This window comes from Euzebya rosea (assembly GCF_003073135.1).
In the GTDB taxonomy this organism is placed as follows: Bacteria; Actinomycetota; Nitriliruptoria; order Euzebyales; family Euzebyaceae; genus Euzebya; species Euzebya rosea.
In genome coordinates, this window is the sequence record NZ_PGDQ01000014.1 from 125,287 (window position 1) to 141,552 (window position 16,266).

Sequence of the window (16,266 nt, forward strand, 5' to 3'; positions counted from 1 at the left end):
CCTATTCCGTGGGGCTCACGACACGACAGCCAGGACGGTGCATCCGTCCGGGTCCACGACCCACACGTCGATGCGGTCCAGTGCGTCCCCGCTGCTGGAGCGCACGAGCGCGTAGCCGAGGCGTGGATCGCCGTCGGCGGTGAACGACGCGGCGACGGCGGGGACCACGACCCCGTCGGCGTCGCGGAGGACCTCGGTCACACAGGCACCGGGTTCGACCCCGTCGTCGAACGGCTCGGCCCGGAGGATCTCGTCGCGGAACGGGGTGGCCAGCTGCTGGGCGTCCGCCTCGGACCGGCCGAGCAGCTGCGTTGCGGCCGGGTCGCCGCCGACGGTGGCCCGAACGGCGTCGTCGTCCCCACCGATCTCGCCGAGGTTCAGGAGGGCGGGTCCCACCGGCGCCGCGGAGGCGGCTCCGGTGGCATCCCCCGTGTCGTCGTCGGCCAGCTCGCCGTCGGCTGCGGCCTCGTCCGCCGCGGTTCCCTCGGCGGCCTCCTCTTCGGCGTCCTCGACGGGTGCCTCCTCCGCGGCGAGCGGGGCGTCGAGGGCCGTGGGTTCCTGGAGCATGTCGGGCGCCATCTCCATGGCGGCCTCCTCCCGCTCGTCCTCGGCGGAATCGGCTGCGCCGCCGGCGAACGCCGCCTCGTCGCCCATGGTCCGAGCGCTGGTGTCGTCCACGGACTCGACGCTGTCACCGCTGTCGTCCGACGACGAGGACAGGAACACCGCGGTGGTGCCGACGAACAGCACGACCACACCAGCAGCCACGGCCATCGCCGCACGGCCGAACCTCGACCGGCGCGTCTCCGCGCGGTGTCGGTCCCCCGGCCTCGAGCCCGTCGGTCGGTCACGACGCCCGCGCGACGTCGTGGACCAGCCGTCCATCGCGGCGGCGCCGCTGGCGCGGACGACGTCGGGGTCCAGGCGAGCGGCACGGGGCAGCTCGTGCCCGATCTCGGCGGCCAGGCCGGCCCGGAGGCGGTCGGCGAACCCCACCGGCGGGTCCACCTCCTCCACTGCGCCCAGCTCGACCAGCATGTCGGCCATGTCGTCGGCGGCGTCGGCCACCCACGGTTCGGACTGCATCCGGGCCTCCAGCGCCTCGACGGCAGCGTCGTCCAACTCGCCGGCCAGGTAGGCGGCGAGCTGGATGCGAACGTCGGGGGTCTCGGGCACGGGTGCGGGGGTCCTTGCAGGGGAAGGGTCGTCAGGCGGTATCAGGTAGGAGGTGGGGCACGTCCCGAAGGTTCCCCGGTCGACCTGTCCGCCTCGGCAAGGATGGTTGCCAGCTTGGCGTGGCCACGGTGGACCCGCGACTTGATCGTCCCCACGGCGACACCGGCCTCCTCGGCCAGCTCGGCGTACGGGCGGCCGTGCAGCGTGTGGCCGATGACGGCGTCCCGATAGTCCGGTTCGAGCTGCAGCAGCGCCTGTCGAAGGTCCAGCTGCAGGTCGGCCTGGCCGAAGCGGTCATGGTCGTCGGCGAGCGGCAGGTCCTCGATGACCGCCTCGGACTTCTTCGGCCGGCGGGAACGCTTGCGCCCCAGGTCGTTGCAGGCGTTGGTGGTGACCCGGTACATCCAAGTGGAGAACTTCGAGGCCCCGTTGAAGGTCTCGGCCCGCCGGTACAACGTCAGGAACGCGTCCTGGGCGGCGTCCTCTGCATCGGTGGCGTCACCGAAGTAGCGGTAGCAGATGCCGAACACGCGCCGCTGGTAGCGCTCCAGCAGCTCGGCGAACGCCCGCTCGTCCCCGCCGGTGAAGGCGCGGACCAGCTCCTCGTCGCTGCGCGGGCTGCCCACTGGCGGTCAGCCCACCGGGATGGTCGGGACGTCGATGCCGTCAGGATGCCAGTGCCTGCACCCTGACTTCACCTATCTCTGCCCGGAACTGCCCCTCGAAGGGCTGCAGGTTGCCGGTCACCCAGACCATCAGGTACCGCGCCTGTGGCTGGTCCTCGAGCTCGATGCGCACCGAGTCCCCCTCCTCGACATCCGTGACCGTCGCCACGACGGGCCAGGCGTCGAGGTCGTCGCTGGGACGTCCGGCCACCCGGATCTCCATGTCGAAGCCGCCCGTGGGGACGGCGAGGGTGACCGCCTGAACGGTCCTGGCACCGCCGAGGTCGCCGTAGAATCCCACCCCGGTCTTGAGGTTGCCGAAGTCGGCGGTGTTGTAGCGCTCGGTGGCCCAGATCGTGTTCGGCGCCCCGTCGGTGAGGTTGGCGAGGAACCGGTCGCGTTCGCCGCGGTCCCCCTGCGGGTCGAACGCGGTCAGGCCGGTGAGGGGCACCGACTCGATCGCGTCGTCCTCGCTGCCCTCCCCGTCCCCGTCGGGCTCGGGGTCAGCGGCGACCGGTGTGGGGGTCACCTCCTCGGCGAACAAGGAGGCGACCGAGTCCTGCTCGATGACGCCGCCGAAGATGCCGACGGCGACGAGCGCCCCCGCGAGCAGCAGCAGGGCCCCGACGGGGATCAGCCAGCGCATCTCGCTGCGGATGGAGGTGTCGTCGGCCTCGGTGACGGGCGCGGGCAGGGGGGCCGGCGCATCGTGCACGGCCGCGAAGGGACGAAGGCGTTCGACGATCGCGACGGGGTCGTCCAGCCGTCGGGCGCGGTCGGGCTGCGTCAGCTCGCTGACCAGCAGGTCCAGGTCCCGGGGCACGTCGGACCGCAGGTCACGGGGACGCAGCGCCGCCGCAGACAGCCGGGCCTCGGCCACCGCGATCGGGTCGTCCCCGGCGAACGCCTGCTGACCGGTCAGTGCTTCGTACAGCAGCAGGCCGAGGGAGTACAGGTCGGCGGCACCGTCGACGGCCTCGCCCCGCAGCTGCTCGGGTGCGACGTAGGCGGCGGTGCCCATCACCCGCCCAGTGGCGGTCAGGGTGGGGTCGTCGGCGGCCTTGGCGATCCCGAAGTCGGTCACCTTCACACCGCCGTCGATCCCGATGAGGACGTTGGCGGGCTTGACGTCGCGGTGCACGATGCCGCGCTGGTGGGCGTGCCCCAGCGCCTGGGCGATCCGCACGCCGATCCGCGCGACCTCGCCCACCTCCATCGGGCCGTCCTCCAGCAGGTCGGCGAGGGTCTCGCCCTGGATGTACTCGATGACCAGGTAGACCAGCTCACCGTCGAGGCCGGTGTCGAACAGCGACACGATCGCCGGGTGGACCAGCTTGGCGGCGGCGATGGCCTCGCGGCGGAACCGCTCCTTGATGGTGTCCTGCCGCGCCAGGTCGTCGTGCAGGATCTTGACGGCAACGGTCCGGGCCAGCACCTCGTCGTGGGCACGCCACACGGCCGCCATGCCGCCGACCGCGACCCGCTCCTCCAGCACATAACGACCGGCGAGCAGATCGGAGGTCGAGGGCGCCCGGCTTGGTGTTCGGCGTTGCTGGTTGTCGGCCACGGGTGCGCTCGCGTTCCGCCGGACCCCTCTGCGGTACCCGGCAGGGCCCGATTCTAGGGGCGGGTCATGGGCCCGGACCCGTGGCCCGGCGTCCATGGGCCGATCGGGCGGGTGGACGTCCCGAGACGGCCCGGGCCAGGGGGAAGCCCATCTGCTTGGTGACCAGCAGGTAGGCCACACCGGCAACCGGCAGGACCAACATCCCCTCCAGCAGGGGCGGGATGTCGCCGATCACGAACCGTCCGGCCACGGTGACGCCGACCGCTGCCAGCGCACCGGCGAGCGTCTGGTCCAGCACCCCGCCGGCATGATGGATGGCCCCGACGCGACGCTGCAGCCGGTCCCGCAGCAACCAGTACTCCACCCATGCGGCGATGCCCGAACCGATGGTCAGGCCGAGCGCGCCCAGGCGCGGCAGGTCGGCGGCCTCCCGAACCGCAGGGGGGAGGGGGCCGAACGCGGGCAGGTCGCCGAGCACCTGCAGGCCGTCCGGGCCGACGCCCACACGGTCCAGCTGGAACATCAGCAGGACCCCGATGATGCTGGAGACCACGACGCGGACGATGCTGGCCCGCGCCGGCAGCTTGGCGTCGCCCAGGCCGTACAGCGCGGACTGCAGCAGCCGGGCGGACGTGGCGCCGAGCAACCCGATGGCGTAGCCGCCGAGCACGGCCCAGACCTGCAGGGTGTTGGCCCGGCTGAACTCGCCCCGCTGCAGGAGCGCGCCCACGACGACGTCGCCCGCGGCGACGTAGGCGACGGCGGTGGGGACGACGAAGTAGCTGATGCGACGCAGGCCCCGGTGCAGGCGGGCGCGGATGGCCCTGGCGGCGGCCTCGGCGTCGGCCGACGTGGCCGCGGACATGGCCGGCAGCTCGGCTGCGGCCACGCTCATGCCGAACAAGCTGATCGGCAGCAGGTACAGCACCTGGCCGTAGCGCAACGCACCGATGGCCCCGACCACGAGGAAGCTGGCCAGCAGCTGGTCGAGGAAGGCGCTCAGCTGGACCACCCCGCGGGCGCCGAGGACCGGCACGAACCGGGAGATGACCTCCCGCACGGGCCCGTCGACGGTGAACCGAGGACGGATGTCCGGCGAGAGCCGACGGATCTGGGGGACCTGCACGCCCACCTGCAGCGCGGCCCCCGCGACGGTTGCCCAGCCGAGCACCAGCGCCAGGCCGCGGGCGTCGGCGTTGATGACGCTGGTCCCCTGGGTCGACACGGCGGCGTCGAACACGAACCAGCCGCCGACGGCGAGGGCCACGATCTGGGTGACGTTCCACACGACGGGGGCCACGTAGGACAGGAAGAAGCGCCGGTGGCTGTTGAGGACACCGAGGCACCAGGCCGAGACGACCAGCAGACCGATGCCGGGGGTGACGACTCGGATCAACGAGATCGTCAGGTCACGGCGGTCGCCGCTGACGCCGGGGGTCAGCAGGTCGGTCAGCAGCTCGGCGCCGAGCACCCCGAGCACGACCAGCACGCCGGTCAGGGCCACCAGCAACGACAGGACGGTGGCGGCCAGTCGTCCGGCCTCCTCCTCACGGTCCTCGGCCAGCAGCCGGGCGTAGGAGGGGATGAAGGACGCCGACAGCACCCCCTCCCCCAGCAGGTTCTGCATGAGGTTGGGGATCTTCATGGCGGCGCTGAACGCGTCGAGGGCCGCGCCGTTGCCGAGGAACGCCGCCACCGCGATCTCGCGGGCGAGCCCGGCCACGCGGGAGGAGAAGATGCCGACGGCGACCTTGCCCGAGCCGCCGAGGCGCGATGCCACCCTGCCGAGGGTCGACGTCACCCGCCGACCCCGTGCCGTCCGCTGCCGCCGATCGGGTCGGCGGCCTGCTCGTCGGAGTGCTGGTCCCCCGTGGCTTCACCGGGAACGCGGCGACGACGGGTCTGTCGCAGCCCCCAGACCGCCAGGAACAGCGCGGCACCGATCGTGGCGACGAGCGCGACGACCGGGAAGGCGGTCGAGCGCACCGCGATGGTCGAGCTGACGAGCAGCACGCGTCCGGTCGGGTCCTCCACGGCGACGCCGACGCCCGACAGGCCACCGGGGTTGAGCGCCGTGGCCCGGAACGTCAACGTCTGCGTGGCGTTGGGGGGCAGGGTCAGCTGCGTGATCGGTTCGTCGAACTCGAACCCGGTCGAGCCGACGCGGACCCGCACGTCGAGGGCCTGGTCGGCCTCGTTGACCAGGCTGATCGGGATCTCCCCGGTGGTGGAGGTGAGGGTGACCGGCGGGGCCTCGACCACGCTGACCGCGCCGGCCAAGCCCTCCAGCGCACCGATCGTGTCCTCGATCCGGGCCAGTCCGGCGGCCCGTTCGTCCAGGGAGCGGTACGGCAGGGCCGCGGCGGCCAGCAACGACCGGCCGAACGTGGTGGCCAGGGTGTCGCTGTCGGGCAGCAGGGCCCGGATCGGCACCAGGGCGCTGCGGGCCGCACCGAGCGCCTCGACGTACTCCTCGTCCAGCTCGGCCGCCCGCGAGCTGGGGGGATAGGCCAGCCGGATGACGCGGTCGGACGGGTCGACGACGTCGGCGAGGGTGCCGAGCGACATCGGACGCAACCAGTCCAGCGCGCCGATGGTGTCGGTCGCTGCGGTCAGCATCCCGTCGGGCAACGCGCCCAGCCCGTCCACCTGCAGCAGCACGGCCGCTTCGTCGGCCCCGTCGGCCGAGAGCCAGCGCAGCGCGGTCGCGGCGGTCAGGCGCTGCGTGGTGGCGGCCAACCCCTCGTCCCGCGGATCACCGAGCACGGCCGACAACGACTCGTCGGCGACCAGCATGCGGACCTCGCCCCCGTCGGCGGTCCGAAGGCGCCTGAGCGGCTGCGGCATGTCGGCCCCGGCCAGCGCCAGGTAGCGCTCCTCCAGCAGGAAGGCGTCAGTGGTCGCACCGAGGGCGGCGACCGTGTCGGCGTCCAGCCCGTCGGGGGGCACGAGGATGTCGTCCAGGGGGGCACGCCCGGTCAGCTGGCGGACGGCCTGCCGGCCCGTGTCGAGCAGGCGGACGGCTTCGTCGGCCTCGCCACCGCGGACGAGGGCCACGATGTCGGCAGGGCCGTAGGGCAGCGACAGCGACGACACGTCGGGCCGGCGCAGCAGCTCGGCCAACCGGTCCAGGATCGTCCGGGCGCGTCTGGCCCGTCGGTCGCCGGGGTCACGCAGCTGGCCGTCGGGCAGCGCGTACCCGTCGGCGATGGTGGCCAGGTCGCTGAGGGTGCGGCCATCGAGGGCGAGCGTCAGGCCGGCGGCGGAGCCATCGGCGTAGGTGCCGTCGAGGTCACGGGCGAGGTCGACGAGGGCGCCGTCGGGGGCGAGGAGCGCGGCCATGTCACCGGTCAGGACATCGCCGGTGAGCGGCACGGTGTCGTCTGCGGCGACGCGCACCACCAGCGACGTGGGGAGCGGATCGGGCGGGTCCTCGGGGACAACGACAGCCGCAGTCGTGACCGATCCCACCGCGTCACCGCGCTGGAACAGGCGGAACTCCAGCGGATACACGCCGGCCAGGTCTGGGTCGTCGAGCTCCAGGTCCTCTGTGGTGACCCTGATCGACTCCAGGCGCAGCTCGCCGGCGGCGAGGTCCTGGACCTCGGTGGACACCGAGGCGTAGACCCCGCTGGTGTCGCCGAGCAGCGCGGCGTCCAGCTCGGACGGGTCGTCAACCCGGGTGTGCACCGTGGTGACGAGCCTGAGGTCCTCGCGGGCATCGGGCCCGCTGTCGATCTCCAGGACCGCGTCGAGACGGTCGTCCGCGCCGCCGGTGAACACCGCGTCGATCGACGCCAGCGCCATGTCGACGTCGACGACGTCGTCCTGTGCCTGCGCCGGGCTGCCGAGCAGCGCGACGCCCAGCAGGACGGCGACGAGGGCGATGACCGCCGTGCTGGCAGGCCATCGCGTGCGCACGGTCATGGCCGGCCGTGCTCGGCGTCGGCCGGCACGTCTGCCGTGGCCGTGGGTTCCGGAGTGTCCTGGTCGTCCAGCGCCATGCGCACCAGCTTGGCCTCGTTCGGGTGCGCCAGCTGATAGAGGGCGTCCTCGATGGGCAGCCAGGTCACGTCCTCGGCCTCGTCGTCACGACGGTCGAAGTGTCCGCCGCGCAGCCCCATCAGGTAGTAGTGGACGTACTTGTGGTACCGGACCTTGTCGGGGCGCCACACGAACCAGTAGTCGACGACGCCCAGCTTGTCCTCGATGACCGCGTCGAGTCCGGTCTCCTCGCGAACCTCGCGGATGGCCGCCTGCTCGAGCGTCTCGCCGTCCTCCAGCCCACCCTTCGGCAGCGTCCACTGGAGCGTTCCTGCGGCGTTGCGGTGCGCGATGAGGACAACCCAACGTCCATCGGTCCGGTCCTGATACACCAGGCCACCGGCCGACGTCGCGTGCTTGGTCGGGTATCTGGCCATTTGCTACGAGCGCTCACCTTCGCGCGGCGCCTCTCTCAACGTTGGTCTGCAGGATACGTGCTCGTGTCCACCTTCCGTTCGCAGTGGGTCAAGTACTCGGCCGCTGCTGCCGATAGGAAGGGCATCGGATCGCGCCGCATCGCCCACTTCCCCAGACACGAGGACCGATCGCCGACATGCACATCAGGGATTACCTGCAACTCCTTGTCGACAAGGACGGTTCCGACCTGCACCTGAAGGCCGGTGGGCCTGCCTACGTTCGCATCGATGGCGAGCTGAGCGAGATCCACGACCTGCCGTGGCTGTACTCCGAGGACACCGAACGCTTCGCCCGTGAGGTGCTGGACGGCCGTGCGCTGGACCACTTCGAGAGCGGCGCCGAGGCCGACTGTGCCTACGCCGTGCACGGCCTCGGGCGGTTCCGCGTGGCGGTGTTCCGCCAGCGCGGCTCGACCGGGCTGGTCCTGCGTCGCGTGCTGCCGGGCAACCAGTCCTTCGACGAGCTCGGACTGCCGCCCGTCTGCCGGGCGATGGCGGAGGAGCACCGTGGCCTGGTCCTCGTGACCGGCCCGACCGGCTCGGGCAAGACCACGACGACCGCGGCGATGATCGGCCACATCAACGCCACTCGACGGTCCCACATCGTGACCATCGAGGATCCGATCGAGATCCTGCACCAGGACAACCTGTCGATCGTCGACCAGCGCGAGATCGGCGTCGACACCGACGACTTCACCAGCGCCCTGCGCTCGGTCGCCCGTCAGGACCCCGATGTCATCTTCATCGGTGAGATGCGCGACGTCGAGACCGTGACCGCCGCGCTCCAGGCCGCCGAGACCGGCCACTTCGTGATCTCCACGCTGCACACCACCAACGCGACGGAGACGATCAACCGCATCCTCGACCTCTTCCCGCCGCACCAGCAGCACCAGGCCCGCCTGTCGCTTGCCAACGCGCTGAAGGGGATCATGTGCCAGCGGTTGCTGCCCCGTGTCGGTGGCGGCCGGGTGGCGGCCATCGAGGCCCTGGTGATGACCAGCCGCGTGTACGACTTCATCGCCGATCCCGACAAGACGTCGGAGATCGAGGAAGCCATCTCCGAAGGCGCCTACTACGGCATGCAGACCTTCGACCAGCACCTGCTGAACCTCTACGCGACCAAGCAGGTCACCCTGCGCGACGCCATGACTGCGGCGACCAACCCGCACGACTTCAAGATCGCCGTCCGCGCCGCGGGCCTCGAGGGCTGACGCGCCGGCAGCCAGACCTCCCGCCCGTCGCGGGTCGTTCACCCGACCGATCGCCCGGATCGGCAGGTTCCGACGGGGCCGTACCATGCCCTCATGAGCACCACCCGCTCCGACGACGCAACCCGCGATGCCCAGATCCAGGCCCTCGGGGCCCTGATCGACGTGCCCAGAGCCGAGGAGCTGGGTGCGAGGTTCGCGGCGGCCGGCCACGAGCTGTACCTCGTCGGCGGCAGCGTCCGGGATGCGGTGCTGCACGCCACCGACTGGCCCGACCTGGACTTCGCGACCTCGGCGTTGCCCGAGGAGACCGAGAAGGTCCTCAAGGGATGGGCTGACACCGTGTGGCTGACGGGTGCCCGGTTCGGGACGGTGTCTGCCCAGAAGGGCGAGGACACCATCGAGATCACGACGTTCCGGTCCGACACCTACGAGGAGGGCTCACGCCACCCCGAGGTCCGGTTCGGCGACGACATCGTGACCGACCTCTCCCGGCGGGACTTCACGGTCAACGCGATGGCCGTGCGGATGCCCGACCACGAGGTCTTCGACCCCTTCGGCGGGTGGGAGGACCTGCGTGACCGCGTCCTCCGCACGCCGATCGACCCGCACACCAGCTTCGGCGACGACCCCCTGCGGATGATCCGCATGGCCCGCTTCGCCTCGGCGCTGGGCTTCCGCCCCGACGAGGCGGCGGTGAGGGCTGCCACCGAGCTCGCCGAGCAGCTGCGGACCGTCTCGGCCGAACGGATCCAGGTCGAGCTGGACAAGCTGCTGATGGGTCGGCACTTCGCGGTGGGGATGGACCTGCTGGTCGACACCGGCCTCGCCGACGTCTTCCTGCCCGAGATCCCCGCCCTGCGGATGGAGCGCGACCCCGTGCACCACCACAAGGACGTGTACGCCCACACGCTTGCCGTCGTGGAGGGGTGCGACCGGGAGGACGTGGTCCTGCGGCTGGCTGCGCTGCTGCACGACATCGGCAAGCCGGCGACGCGGGAGTTCCACGAGGGCGGGATGGTCAGCTTCCACCACCACGACGTCGTCGGCGCACGGATGGCCAAGGCCCGGCTGCGCGAGCTGAAGTACAGCCGTGAGGTCATCCGGGATGTGGCCCACCTCGTGCGCCTTCACCTGCGGTTTCACGGCTACGCGGACGATGAGTGGACGGACTCCGCCGTCCGGAGGTATGTCAACGATGCGGGGTCTCCGGCCCAGCTGCGGCGTCTGAACGCGTTGACGCGGGCAGACGTCACGACGCGGGACAAGCGCAAGAAGCGCCGGTTCGCTGCGGCGATGACCGATCTGGAGGACCGGATCGCGCGCCTGAAGGAGGAGGAGCAGCTGAACGCCGTGCGTCCGGCCCTCGACGGCCACCAGATGATGGCCTACCTGGGCATCGACCCCGGCCCGCTGGTCGGGAAGGTGTGGGCGTTCATGAAGGACAAGGCCCTGGAGCTCGGGCCGATCGACCCCGACACCGGGTACGAGCTGCTCGACGAGTGGGCGGAGGCCAACGACATCGTCCCCGCGGGCGACATCGTTCCCCCGAAGCCCAAGAAGTCCGAAGAAGCCGCCGAATAGCGTCTGACCTGCGAAAACACATCCCCGTCGTTCAGGGTTGACCCCCGCGGCTGGGTGGAAAACCCAGCTCGGAACCGACTCCTGGTGACCGTCCCGTCCTCTTCTGACGGGTGGGTGCGGGAGCAACGTGGCCGGTTGACCCGAGTGGGACGACACGGCGAGAGAGTGGTTCGCCATCCGGGGCGGGGTCGGGCTCGGTGCGTGGACTCGACCGAGCGCGACGGGGGCGCGGACGAGCGACCGGCTGACCTCGCATCCCACTCGTCGGCACGGGGGTGGTCGGGGCATCCCTGCGGCGTGGCCGCCCGGTGGTCCCCTGGCTCACCTGGCTCGACATGGCCCGCCCAGGGTCCCGCGACGGATCCTGACCCAGTCGAGCCGGTTGACGGGTCGGGGTGGGGACGGATCCATCAGGTGGCCACGGGTCAGGCCCGCGCGGACCGCGGACTGGCTCGCGGATGGTGGGGACGAATTCGCCGGGCGGTGGGGATGAATCCGTCGGTTCGCGCCTGATGTGCGGCCCCTCTTGACGGACGCGAAGTCGTCCAGGGGCTGTCCGGTGGGTGGGTACCGAACCGTCAGCGCGTGAACGGTGTTCATCACTCCGTTCTGTGGCAAGTTCTCCACAATCGTGTTGACCTGCGAAAACACACGTGCGTTGTTCAGGGTTGAGGAGGAGGCTGGGGAAAACTCCTAGACTCAGCAGAGCGGGTGAAGTTGCCGTATGCGGCCTCGTCGAGGGCTAGGTGACGCCGTCGAGCCACCCGAGGAGGCGGTCGGCGGCCTCGCGCCATCGGGTGTCGAGCATCACGTCGTGGGCCAGTCCGGGGACGAGGTGGGCGGAGGTGTTCCATGCCGCCGCAGTGGCCTTCACCTCGGACGGGGTGAAGATCCGATCGTCCGCCGCGCCGAGCACGAACACCGGCAGGTCGGGACGGGAGCGGGGGCGGTGCGGGGTCAACATGCCGAGGAACGCCAGGTAGGACTCCTTCTGGACACGTTGGTGCACCGAGGCGACCAGCCCGTCGTCGGCATCGTCGGACAGGAAGAGGTTGCGGACCTGTTCGGGGGAGGCGACCAGCCGGCCGAGGTCGGCGGTCAGGTTGGCCATCGCGAAGACGGCGGGTTCCTCCCGTGCGACCTGGGTGGTGATCCGGATGACACCCCTGGGCGGGACGGACGCCAGCAGCGCGCCGGCCACGACGGCTGGCCGGTCGGCACGACACAGCAGTCGCTGGACCACCGCGCCGCCCATCGAGTGGCCGACGAGGACGGCCGGGCCGAGCTCGGCCGTCACGGCGGCGACATCGTCGGCGTAGTCGCGCAGCCGCAGGCGGTTCAGGGAGCCTCCGGCCGATCCGCCGTGCCCCCGCAGGCTCAGCGCGTGGACCGCCCAACCGGCGTCGGCAAGGTACGGCATGAAGTGGCGGGTCCAGCACCACGCGCCGTGCCACGCCCCGTGGACCAGGAGGAGGGGCGGCCGGTCCGATGCCGTTCCGGCCGACAGCACCTCCAACCCCGCGATCCGCCGCGTCGAGAAGCCCTCACCGTGCTCGAGATCGCCCATGCGGCCGATCATGCACCGCCGGCGTCGCTACCAGCCCGACCCGGCGCGCCCGCCCACCCCGGATGGAATCGACTCCAGCCGGCCGTCAGCGACGGCCTTGTGGAGGCGATTCCCCGCGTCTCCGCAGGTCAACGCGACGACGGGTCCGTACCCGCCGAGATTCCAACCGCCGCTGGAGTCGATTCCATCCAGAACGCGGTCGAGCCGGGCCTCGCGAGCGCTCCTTCGTCGCGGGCTCCGATTCCTGCTTGTCCGGGGGCTGGCGCCCCCGGACCCCAGTAGCCCGGACTCCGGGCCTCGCGAGCGCTCCTTCGTCGCGGGCTCGGATCCTCGTCCGGGCTAGACCCGCTCCAGCACCATGCTGGCGCCGCGGGTGCCGCCGGCGCAGATGGCGAGGGCGCCGTAGCGGACGTCGCGGCGCTGCATCTCGTTCATCAGCTGGATGATGATGCGGGTGCCCGTGGCACCGAAGGGGTGGCCGATCGCGACCGACCCGCCGTTGACGTTGAGGATGTCGTCGGACGGGCGACCCATGGCCGACTCGCGACCCAGCTCGCCACGCGCCCACTCGTCGGAGTCCATCGCCGCCAGGTTGGCGGCGACCTGGCCGGCGAACGCCTCGTGCATGTCGAACAGGCCGATGTCGGCCATCGTCAGGCCGGCGCGGTCCAGCGCGACCGGGGTGGCGTAGGTCGGGCCGAGCAGTACACCCTTCTTCGGCGCGTGGCTGGTGAACGCCCACGACCGGATCCAAGCCTTCGGGGTCAGGCCGTGGGTCTCGCAGGCCTGCTCGGTCGCCAGCACGACCGCCGACGCACCGTCGGTCAGCGGCGAGGCGTTCGCGGCCGTCACCGTGCCACCGTCCTCGGCGGACTTGAACACCGGACGCAGCTTGGCGACGGCCTCCATGGACGTGTCGGCCCGGACGATCGCGTCCTCCTTCACCGTCCCGTCGGGGGTCTGCACGGCCATCGTCTCGGCCGGCAGGCGGCCCTCGTCGATGGCGCGGGCGGCGTTGTGGTGGGACCGGACGGCGATCTCGTCGGCCCACTCACGGGTGACGCCCCACTCCGCGACGATCTCCTCGGCGTGCTCGCCCAGGGTCAGGCCGGAGTACGGCTCGGCCACGACGGGGGCCGGCGGGACCAGGTCGCCCACGGTCAGGTTCATCAGCATCTCGAAGCCCTGCTCGGGCTTGCGGGCCAGCATGGCCGACGCGGCACCGGCCTTCTTCGACGCCAGCTGCTGGAGGTTCGACATCGACTCGGCCCCACCGGCGATGGCGATCTCCGCCTCACCCGACAGCAGCTCGTAGGCGGCGTTGGCCACCGTCCGTGCCGACGTGGCGCACGCGGTCTCGGCGCTGTAGGCGTTGACGTTGTCCCAGCCCAGGGCGATCGCGGTCTCACGCGCCAGGTACGGCACCGCCGGGTTGTTCATCGCGCTGCCCAGGACCAGCGACCCGATGACCTGCGGGGACAGCTCCAGCCGCTTGGCCAGCTCCCCCACGACGGCGACGGACAGGTCGAGCGTGGTCATCGACCGCAGCGCGCCCCCCTGCTTGGTGAACGGGGTACGGACGCCGTCGACGACGGCGATGCGCTGACCACTGGTGCTGAGCGGAAACATGAACGGCCCTCCTGAGTTCTCGGCTGGGACCCAGCGTAGCCCGTCCGGAGCGATCACCCCTCCTCGCGGGCGCGCAGGGCGTCCTCGAGCAGCCGGTCGGAGGTGGCGTCGTCGATCACGCCGGCGTCGGCCAGGTCGGCGAGCGCACCGGAGACGCAGGAGGTGTACTCCGTGACCGACTTCTCGGTGTTGTCGTAGCTGCAGGGGATCTCCGGGGCCACGAACGACCCAGCCGCCACGTCGTAGTAGCGGTTGCGGGTCCCGCCGGGCCAGAGGATCTCCACCGTCGCCGTCGAGCCGTCGCCGAGGCCCGCGTGGATCGTCGGCGAGTCCGACGACAGGTACCCCGTGCCGCCCATCACCGGCTTGGTGAACGTCGAGCCGTCGGCGCCGATGACGGTGACGATCGCGCCGATGCCCGTCCGGGACGTCAGCGCGCCGGGGGTGATGCCGGCCGAGCCGACGGCGTTCACCGCCAGGCCGGTGTTGCCGTTGCCCGAGTTGATCTCCACCGTAAGCGTGCCGGGTGCGAACTCCACGCCGTTGTAGACGAACGTGCCCTCCTCGGTGGGGGTGAAGCGGGAGGTGAAGAAGCCGGTGCCGTCGGTGTCCAGGCCGTACTCCGTCATCAGCGGGAAGACCGGGTACTCGTCGGGCACCACGTAGTTGGCGACCGTCACGACGTCCACGAACCCGTCGCCGTCCAGGTCGCCGGCCGCCGTGCCGGTGACCTCACGGGCCTGGTGGTTGACGTCGAACGTGCCGTCCTGCAGCGCGAAGTCGGCGTTGCAACCCTCGTTCACGAGGTAGGTCCCGGGGTTGGACAGCTCCACGAACAACGACAGGTCGAGCCCGCCCTGGAAGATCAGGTCGGGGTCGCCGTCGTTGTCGAAGTCCTCGCTGACGCCGCCCCATGCGAAGTGGGTGGTGCCCAGGTCCCCGACGCCGGGGTCGTCGAACTTGCCCCCGCCGTCACCCAGCAGCCAGCGGGTGGCGTAGTCACCCAGCTCGTAGGGTTCGCCGAGCGCCGGGATCCCGTAGTCACCGAAGTTGGAGCCGAACAGGTCCAGCGTCCGGTTGCAGTCGAAGTCGGCCACGGAGACCCCCATCCAGGTGCCCGCCGTCAACGTGCCGGCGTCGATGGCCGTGAACATGCCCGAGCCGTCGTTGGTGAGGACCTGCAGGTAGCCGCGGTCGACGCCGTCGTACTTGCTGGACGGCAGCGCGCCCTGGTCGTCGGCCTGCACGATGTCCAGGTCGCCGTCGGCGTCGAAGTCGACCATCGTCAACCCCCACGTGATCGTGGCTGCGCCGTCGGGCACGCCGGCAAGGTCCAGCATCCCGCGAGCGCCTGCCTCGTCGACGAACGTCCCGTCGGGCTGCTGCACGAGCAGCTCGTTCGGCAGGTTCTGCTCGAACGGGATGGCCACCAGGGCCAGGGCGTTGGAGAAGTCCCAGGCGTGCCCGACCGCGATGTCCAGCAGGCCGTCGCCGTTGACGTCACCCATCGCGCACGAGCTGCCCCCGAGGGAGGGTGCCTGCGGCGTACCGGGTGACACCGCGAACGTGCCGTCGCCGTTGTTGCGCAGCAGGCGGTTGGGGAACCCGTGGGAGGTGACGAAGATGTCGGTGTCCCCGTCGCCCTCGACGTCGCCGGCGCAGACCCCGTGACCCTCCTCGGCGGTCAGGTCGGCCCCCGCGGCGACGGCGTTGTCGACGAAGGACATCGTGCCGCTGTCGGCCAGCTGGTTGACGAACAGGGAGTTCGCGGTCCCGGCGGCGTTGGTGACGTAGATGTCGAGGTCACCGTCGTTGTCGGCGTCGAGCAACGCCACGCCGGGGGTGCCCTGCGGCCGCGCGGGCCACAGCGCCGACTCCATCATCGTTGCGGGCGTCTCGGGTGTGGCGGCCTGCCACAGCTCCAGCGCCTGGGCGTACCGCGGCGCGGGCTGACGAGCGTAGGTCAACCCCATCGCCGGGTCGCCGGCGACGTCGGTGAACGTCACCGACCCCTCACCGTCGGCGGTGTCGCCCGCCGGCCGGAGGCCGCCGTTGCCGGCCTCGCCCATCGAGACCGGTTCGCCCTCGAGCGCCTCCAGGGTGGGGGCCCGCCCCTCCTCACCGGCGCCGTCGGCGTCACCGTCGTCCTCGGCGGTTGCCTCGTCGTCGGGTTCGTCGGCGTCGGCGTCGGCGTCGGCGTCGGCGGACTCCGTTGCGGCGTCCTCGCTCGCGTCGCCGTCGGGGTTGTCGTCGTCGCCGCCGCACGCGGCCGCGACAAGCGCGAGCACCACGAACACGAGCATCCACGAACGCATGGAACGGGTCATCGGATGGCCTCCCTCAGATCAGCCTGCTGGACACCATGAGCGCGTCACGCCCGTCCTGATACCAGCCCGACTGATGCTAGACC

General features: G+C 71.4%; 11 protein-coding genes. 2 read left to right on the forward strand and 9 right to left on the reverse strand.

The genetic code is table 11. The annotated features are described in order from the left end of the window. Window positions 1-15: 15 nt before the first annotated feature. The 6 genes from CUC05_RS18255 to CUC05_RS18280 form a co-directional block, all read right to left on the reverse strand. Window positions 16-1,176: a hypothetical protein gene (locus tag CUC05_RS18255; RefSeq protein ID WP_108667558.1), complete on the reverse strand. Its 1,161-nt coding sequence runs from the start codon at window positions 1,174-1,176 to the stop codon at window positions 16-18. Window positions 1,177-1,217: 41 nt separating this feature from the next. After that, window positions 1,218-1,802 carry an RNA polymerase sigma factor gene (locus CUC05_RS18260; RefSeq protein WP_108667559.1) on the reverse strand — a complete coding sequence of 195 codons (585 nt, stop codon included), beginning with the start codon at window positions 1,800-1,802 and terminating at the stop codon, window positions 1,218-1,220. A gap of 40 nt (window positions 1,803-1,842) precedes the next feature. Continuing rightward, window positions 1,843-3,408, reverse strand: a complete 1,566-nt coding sequence (locus CUC05_RS18265; protein ID WP_157965726.1) for a protein kinase domain-containing protein — start codon at window positions 3,406-3,408, stop codon at window positions 1,843-1,845. Window positions 3,409-3,472: 64 nt separating this feature from the next. Continuing rightward, a complete protein-coding gene (murJ, locus tag CUC05_RS18270; protein ID WP_157965727.1) occupies window positions 3,473-5,188 on the reverse strand; it encodes a murein biosynthesis integral membrane protein MurJ in 1,716 nt (571 codons plus the stop codon). A 17-nt stretch (window positions 5,189-5,205) separates the two neighbouring features. Further along, window positions 5,206-7,335: a DUF6049 family protein gene (locus tag CUC05_RS18275; protein WP_108667562.1), complete on the reverse strand. Its 2,130-nt coding sequence runs from the start codon at window positions 7,333-7,335 to the stop codon at window positions 5,206-5,208. Beyond that, on the reverse strand, window positions 7,332-7,829 hold the full coding sequence (locus CUC05_RS18280; protein ID WP_108667563.1) for an NUDIX hydrolase: 498 nt from the start codon (window positions 7,827-7,829) through the stop codon (window positions 7,332-7,334). Before CUC05_RS18280 ends, CUC05_RS18275 begins: the two co-directional genes overlap by 4 nt. A 176-nt stretch (window positions 7,830-8,005) precedes the next feature. Here CUC05_RS18280 and CUC05_RS18285 point away from each other — a divergent pair, with 176 nt between their 5' ends. After that, on the forward strand, window positions 8,006-9,079 hold the full coding sequence (locus CUC05_RS18285; RefSeq protein WP_108667564.1) for a type IV pilus twitching motility protein PilT: 1,074 nt from the start codon (window positions 8,006-8,008) through the stop codon (window positions 9,077-9,079). A gap of 93 nt (window positions 9,080-9,172) precedes the next feature. Continuing rightward, on the forward strand, window positions 9,173-10,660 hold the full coding sequence (locus CUC05_RS18290; RefSeq protein WP_108667565.1) for a CCA tRNA nucleotidyltransferase: 1,488 nt from the start codon (window positions 9,173-9,175) through the stop codon (window positions 10,658-10,660). A 742-nt stretch (window positions 10,661-11,402) separates the two neighbouring features. Here CUC05_RS18290 and CUC05_RS18295 read toward each other — a convergent pair. The 3 genes from CUC05_RS18295 to CUC05_RS18305 all read right to left on the reverse strand — a co-directional run bounded on the left by CUC05_RS18295 (window position 11,403) and on the right by CUC05_RS18305 (window position 16,183). Beyond that, entirely contained in the window at window positions 11,403-12,227 is an 825-nt protein-coding gene (locus tag CUC05_RS18295) for an alpha/beta hydrolase (RefSeq protein WP_157965728.1), read from the reverse strand. Between the two features lie 339 nt (window positions 12,228-12,566). Then, window positions 12,567-13,856 carry an acetyl-CoA C-acyltransferase gene (locus tag CUC05_RS18300; RefSeq protein ID WP_108667567.1) on the reverse strand — a complete coding sequence of 430 codons (1,290 nt, stop codon included), beginning with the start codon at window positions 13,854-13,856 and terminating at the stop codon, window positions 12,567-12,569. A 53-nt stretch (window positions 13,857-13,909) separates the two neighbouring features. Further along, window positions 13,910-16,183 carry a CRTAC1 family protein gene (locus CUC05_RS18305; RefSeq protein WP_205712419.1) on the reverse strand — a complete coding sequence of 758 codons (2,274 nt, stop codon included), beginning with the start codon at window positions 16,181-16,183 and terminating at the stop codon, window positions 13,910-13,912. Window positions 16,184-16,266: the final 83 nt, after the last annotated feature.

Bases quoted from the DNA above. Each gene is read 5' to 3' on its own strand.
- CUC05_RS18285 (WP_108667564.1), top strand. From the start codon at position 8,006: ATGCACATCAGGGATTACCTGCAACTCCTTGTCGACAAGGACGGTTCC.
- CUC05_RS18280 (WP_108667563.1), bottom strand. From the start codon at position 7,829: ATGGCCAGATACCCGACCAAGCACGCGACGTCGGCCGGTGGCCTGGTG.
- CUC05_RS18295 (WP_157965728.1), bottom strand. From the start codon at position 12,227: ATGGGCGATCTCGAGCACGGTGAGGGCTTCTCGACGCGGCGGATCGCG.
- CUC05_RS18290 (WP_108667565.1), top strand. From the start codon at position 9,173: ATGAGCACCACCCGCTCCGACGACGCAACCCGCGATGCCCAGATCCAG.
- CUC05_RS18275 (WP_108667562.1), bottom strand. From the start codon at position 7,335: ATGACCGTGCGCACGCGATGGCCTGCCAGCACGGCGGTCATCGCCCTC.
- CUC05_RS18300 (WP_108667567.1), bottom strand. From the start codon at position 13,856: ATGTTTCCGCTCAGCACCAGTGGTCAGCGCATCGCCGTCGTCGACGGC.
- CUC05_RS18305 (WP_205712419.1), bottom strand. From the start codon at position 16,183: ATGACCCGTTCCATGCGTTCGTGGATGCTCGTGTTCGTGGTGCTCGCG.